Annotated in this window: 3 protein-coding genes and 1 pseudogene; all 4 read left to right on the top strand. The window is 69.7% G+C overall.

What is annotated here, in order from left to right; genetic code table 11:
• Positions 1–2,895 (top strand): SDR family NAD(P)-dependent oxidoreductase (locus ACFWUR_RS29040; protein ID WP_378911088.1); only part of this gene is annotated, 2,895 nt, incomplete at its 5' end.
• Between the two features lie 19 nt (positions 2,896–2,914).
• Positions 2,915–4,258: pseudogene (locus tag ACFWUR_RS29045) on the top strand (type I polyketide synthase); the annotation flags it as partial.
• A 17-nt stretch (positions 4,259–4,275) separates the two neighbouring features.
• A complete protein-coding gene (locus ACFWUR_RS29050) occupies positions 4,276–4,677 on the top strand; it encodes a flavin reductase family protein (RefSeq protein ID WP_378911089.1) in 402 nt (133 codons plus the stop codon).
• Positions 4,619–5,878 (top strand): LLM class flavin-dependent oxidoreductase, encoded by a 1,260-nt coding sequence (locus tag ACFWUR_RS29055; RefSeq protein ID WP_378911090.1) that lies wholly within the window; start codon positions 4,619–4,621, stop codon positions 5,876–5,878. The genes ACFWUR_RS29050 and ACFWUR_RS29055 overlap by 59 nt, the downstream gene beginning before the upstream one ends.
• Positions 5,879–6,020: the final 142 nt, after the last annotated feature.

Below are 6,020 nucleotides of genomic sequence, written 5' to 3' on the forward strand. Positions count from 1 at the left end.
CAGGTGCGTGAGGTGGTTCGTTTCGCGGACGGTATCCAGACGCTGGGGGCGGCTGGTGTGGCCACTTTTGTGGAGCTGGGTCCGGACGCGGTGCTTACGGCGATGGGCCAGGAGTCGGCTGAGGGCACCTTTGTCCCTGTCCTCCGCCGCGATCGTCCCGAAGAGCGTGAGCTGGTCTCCGCACTGGCCAAGTTGCACGTCGCCGGCCTGGGCGTGGACTGGGATGCGTTCTTCGCCGGCACCGGCGCCCGCCGAGTCGACCTGCCCACCTATGCCTTCGAGAAGCGGCACTTCTGGCTGGAGACCCCGCCCGCCGTGACGGCTGACGCGACCGGACACGGTCAGGCCGACGCGGCACATCCGATGCTCAGTGCCACGATCGAGCTCCCCGACGGTGCCGGAGCCGTTCTCACCGGCCGGCTGTCCACGGCGACCTCGCCGTGGCTGCTGGACCACCAGGTCCAAGGTCGGGTGCTGCTGCCCGGCACTGGCTTCGTTGAGCTCGCGATCCGGGCCGGTGACGAGGTCGGTTGCGGTCGGCTGGAGGAGCTGACGCTCCAGGCGCCACTGGTGCTGCCCGAACGCGGCGCCGTGGCCGTGCAGGTCGTCGTAGGAGCGCCGGACGCTTCCGGTGCCCGCTCGGTCGGCATCCACGCACGGCCTGAGAAGAGCGAGGGGGAGTGGACCCGGCACGCCACCGGCATCCTGACCACCGAGGCTTCGGCACCGGCGTTCGACCTAGCCGAATGGCCGCCGGCCGGAGCCCGGACGATCGAACTGGAAGATGTCTATGAGCGGCTGACTGGCCGCGGCTACGAGTACGGACCGGTCTTCCAGGGGCTCGAGGCCGCCTGGCGCAAGGGTGAGGAGGTATACGCCGAGGTCGTGCTCCCGGATCAGGCGCACGCCGACGCGGCCCGCTTCGGGCTGCACCCCGCCCTCCTCGACGCCGCGAGCCACGTGGACCTCCTCGACGATCAAGACAGCACGGTGCTGCCTTTCATATGGACCGGTGTGACCTTGCACGCGTCTGGCGCCTCGGCGCTCCGCGTCCGGCTGCGGCGGCTGTCGGGCACGGACACCACCGAACTGCTGCTCGCCGACGCGGCCGGAGCACCCGTGGCGACCGTCGAATCGCTCGTGTCGCGCCCCCTGGCCGACGACATGGCGAACGGGCTACTCCGCCTCACCTGGGTCCCGGGCCCCGAGCTGACTGCTCGCCCCGGCGACCTGATCACGGTCGACCAAGTGCTCGGCAGTGACGACCCGGTACCAGAACTCGTCCTGCTGAGGGTCGAGTCGCCCGTCGGCGACCCCGCCGCCGGTGCCCGCGCCGTCACCAGCGGAGTCCTGCAGACCGTGCAGGACTGGCTGGCCGATGAGCGCACGGAGGATGCCAAGCTGGTGGTGGCCACGCAGCAGGCGGCCAGCACCGACGATCAGTCGGTCCTCGACCTGGCCCAGGCGCCGGTCTGGGGCCTGATCAGGGCCGCACAGGCAGAACGCCGAGGCCGCTTCGTCCTCGTCGACCTGGACGGTACGCAGGAGTCGGACGGGATGCTGCTGGCGGCCGCTGCCTCGGGCGACCCCGAACTCGCCATGAGGGGGGGCCGGTCCCTGGTACCGCGCCTCACGATGGCGCCGCGCATCGGCACCGCTGCCTGCTGGGACTCCGAGGGAACGGTCCTGATCACTGGCGGAACCGGTGGACTCGGGGCGCTCGTCGCCCACCACCTAGTGGCCGAGCACGGCGTACGGCACCTGGTGCTCACCAGCCGCCGGGGAACCGACGCGCCCGGTGCCGCAGAACTCGCCGCGGAGCTGGCTGAAGCGGGCGCCGATGTCACCATCGCCGCCGCCGACGTCTCCGACCGCGCGGCGCTGGCCGAACTCCTGGCGGCCGTACCCGACGCGCACCCGCTGCGCGGCGTCGTCCACGCGGCAGGACTCGTCGACGACGGGCTGATCACTTCACTCACCCCCGAGCGCCTTGACGCCGTGATGCGGCCCAAGGTCGACGCCGCCTGGAACCTGCACGAGCTGACGCAATCGCAGGATCTGACAGCCTTCGTCCTGTTCTCGTCCACCACGGGCTTCCTCGACAACGCCGGTCAGGCCAACTATGCCGCTGCGAACGTCTTTTTGGACGCCCTAGCCCGACACCGTCACTCCCTCGGCCTCACTGCCACCTCGCTGGCCTGGCACCTGTGGGCGGGAGACGGCATGGGGGCGCAGCTCGACCGTGCGGTGTTCGAACGGCAGGAGCGACTGGGTACCCCCGCGCTCACGCCGACCGAGGGCCTGGCCCTGTTCGACGCGGCGCTCGGCACCGACGAACCCGCGCTGGTCCCGTTGCGCATCGACACCGCTGCGGCGGCATCCGCGCACACCGAGGTGCCCGCTGTTCTGAGCCTTCTGGTAGCCGGCGAGGTTCCCAGACGGCGCCCGCGGCGGGCGACCGCCGGAGCGGCGGTCCCCGAGGTGACACCGGCTGAGGAGGCCTCCATTGAGGCGAGCCTGGAGGGACAGTCCCACGAGGACCAGCTCCGCCTGCTGATGGACCTGGTACGGACACGGGTGGCGGTCGTGCGGCACGACGACCCCACAGCCATCGATATCAACCGCGGGTTCACCGAAATGGGTCTGGACTCGCTGGCGGCCATCGAGCTGCGCAACCAGCTCAGCGAGGCAACCGGGCTGCGGCTGCCCGCCACGATGATGTTCGACTACCCGAACCCGGGTGTGCTGGCTCAGTACCTGCTGGAGGAGCTCGTCCCGGAAAGGGCGAGCGCCCCCGCGGCAGAGCCGAACGTGTCGGAAGCCGCCAGCTCCTTCAAGGACATGGCCATCGACGACCTGGTACGGACCGCCCTCGCGGCCGACCCGACGCGCTGATCCGGAGGCTGATCACATCATGGAAGTTGAACGGATCGTCGAGGCGCTGCGCACCTCACTGACGGACAACGAGCGACTCAAGCAGGAGAACGCCAGGCTCATCGGGGCTGCGACGGAACCCATCGCCATCATCGGGATGGCCTGCCGGTTCGCGGGCGGCATCGAAACCCCCCAGGACCTCTGGGAGCTGGTGCTCGACGGCCGGGACGGCGTCACGCGTTTCCCCACCGACCGCGGTTGGGATACCGAGGGGCTCTACGACCCCGAGCACGGTGCTCCGGGCAAGAGCATCACCAGAGAAGGCGCGTTCATCCACGAGGCGGCGGACTTCGACGCCGACCTGTTCGGCATCTCGCCTCGGGAGGCGCTGGAGATGGACCCGCAGCAGCGGCTCCTGCTCGAAGCCGCGTGGGAAGCCATCGAGAACGCGCGGATCGATCCGCTCACCGTCAAAGGGTCCAAGACGGGCGTGTTCACGGGGCTGATGTACCACGAGTACGAGGGTGCCAGCACCGGCGGCAGCCTCGTCAGCGGGCGCATCGCCTTCACCCTCGGCCTGGAGGGCCCGGCGGTCACAGTGGACACGGCGTGCTCCTCGTCCCTGGTGGCGCTGCACCTGGCCGTGCAGGCGCTGCGCCAGGGTGAGTGCACGCTCGCCCTGGCGGGTGGTGCGACCGTGATGGCCTCGCCGGAGACCTTCCAGTACTTCACCAAGCAGAAGGGGCTCTCGCCCGACGGGCGGTGCAGGTCCTTCGCCGCAGCTGCGGATGGCACCGGCTGGGGCGAGGGATCCGGCCTCCTCCTGCTGGAGCGGCTGTCGGACGCTGAGCGCAACGGACATCGGGTGCTCGCGGTCGTGCGCAGCTCCGCCCTCAACCAGGACGGTGCGTCCAGCGGCCTGACCGTGCCGAACGGACCCGCCCAGCAGCGGGTGATCCGGCAGGCGCTGTCGAGCGCCGGGCTGGGTACCGGGGACGTGGACGCGGTCGACGCCCACGGCACCGCCACCAAGCTGGGCGACCCGATCGAGGCCCAGGCGTTGCTGGCCACCTACGGCCAGGACCGCCCCGCCGACCGGCCGTTGTGGCTCGGATCGGTCAAGTCGAATCTGGGGCACACTCAGGCCGCGGCGGGAGTCGCCTCGATCATCAAGATGGTGCAGGCGATCCGCCATGGGGTGCTTCCCCGGACTCTGCACGTCGACGAGCCGACGCCCCAGGTGGACTGGTCCCGGGGCAACGTCCGGCTCCTGACCGAGGAACAGCCCTGGCCCGACACCGGCCGGCCGCGCCGGGCGGGCGTCTCCTCCTTCGGAATCAGCGGCACCAACGCACACGTGATCATCGAACAGGCTCCGCCCGTCCGCGAGGACGCGACGGCGTGAGCCCGAGACAAGGGGTCACCGCCATCTCCGGGAGCTATGCGGGTGAACCTGTCGGATTCGCCTGTCAGTCGTTCTCGGCGCATTCCAGCGATCCGCCACCGGTGAGTTTCTCGGTGGCCCCTACCTCGACCACATGGCCGCGCATCGAATCGTCCGGCTCCTTCGGCGTGGCGTGGCGTGGACCCCGGGATCCGCCTCGGGATCGTCCGCTCTCACCGGTCCGTTCGCCCAGATCGACTTCCACATCGAGGCCGTCCACCCCGGGCGGCGACAAGCGATCGTCGTCGGCCAGGGGCGGGCCCCACAGACCCACCCTGAACTATCTCAACTGGAGGAACCATGCGATTCGGCCTCATCTACCACCACCAGCTCCCCCGACCGTGGGCCGAGGACAGTGAAGAGCGGATGCTCAACGAGTCCCTGGAGCAGATCGAGCTCGCCGACAAGCTGGGCTTCGACTACGCCTGGGCCACCGAACACCACTTCCTCGAGGAGTACTCGCACTCCTCGGCGCCCGAGGTCTTCCTGGCCGCGGCCGCCGCCCGCACCAACAACATCCGCCTTGCGCACGGCATCGTCTCGCTGCCCTCCCGCGTCAACCACCCGGCCCGCGTCGCCGAGCGTCTCGCGACCCTGGATCTGATCTCCGGCGGCCGGGTCGACTTCGGCTCGGGCTCAGGCAGCTCCCAGCTGGAGCTGGGTGCCTTCGACGTGGCGCGCGACACGAAGAAGCAAGAGTGGGAGGAGTCCCTGGAGGTCGTCACCCGCCTGCTGTCGGAGACGCCCTTCACCGGCCACGAGGGCAGGTTCGTCAGCGTTCCCCCGCGCAATCTGCTGCCCAAGCCCAAGCAGAAGGCGCACCCGCCGCTGTGGATGGCGTGCAGCGCCCGTACGACGATCGAGACCGCCGCCCGCCACGGTATCGGCGCGCTCTCCTTCTCCTTCGTCTCTCCCGAGGAGGCCAAGGAGCGGGTCGACGCCTACTACAAGATCATCGAGTCGGACGAGTGCGTGCCGATCGGCAAGACCGTCAACCCGAACTTCTCGGTCGTGCTGCCCTTCATGTGCCACCAAGACGAGGATACCGCCCTGGACCGTGGTCTGGACGGCGCACATTTCTTCTCGTACTCGCTGATGCACTACTACATCTCCGGCCAGCACAAGCCGGGCACCACGGACGTATGGCAGGCGTTCCAGGACAACCGCGAGGCGGTGGGCCTGGTCCGCAACCCGCCGCCGGTCGACGACAGCGTGGAGTTGTCCCCCGAGGTCAAGGGGATGCTGGCGCAGATCACTTCGCTGCGCCGGGGCGTCGGCACGCCGGCGCAGATCACCGACATGATCCGCCGTTACGAGGAGGCCGGTGTCGACCAGATCATCTTCGCAGTGCAGATCGGCAAGAACAAGCACGAGCACATCAAGGAGTCGCTCGAGCTCTTCGCTGCCGAGGTGCTGCCGGAGTTCGCGCAGCGCCGTGGCCAGGTCGACGCTGCCAAGCGGGGCCGCCTCGAGGTGGCGGTCAAGGAGGCCCTGTCCCGGGTCAAGATCAACACCACGGATGTCTCCGACTACGTGATCTCGCCGGAGCTCGCCCTCTGACGGGACAATGTTCGACCCCCCTGCGGGCGGGGGGCCCCCCCCAACCCCGGGGGGGCCCGCCCCGGGGGAGGTTTTGTGGGGCCCCGCGGGGGGGGGGCGCACCCCACACCACAAAAAAGCAGGAGCAAGGGTGGGTGGGTGG

The sequence above is a fragment of the Nocardia sp. NPDC058633 genome, from assembly GCF_042717045.1.
Classification (GTDB): domain Bacteria; phylum Actinomycetota; class Actinomycetes; order Mycobacteriales; family Mycobacteriaceae; genus Nocardia.

Excerpts from the sequence above, each read along its gene's own strand:
- ACFWUR_RS29055 (WP_378911090.1), top strand. The coding sequence starts at position 4,619 with ATGCGATTCGGCCTCATCTACCACCACCAGCTCCCCCGACCGTGGGCC.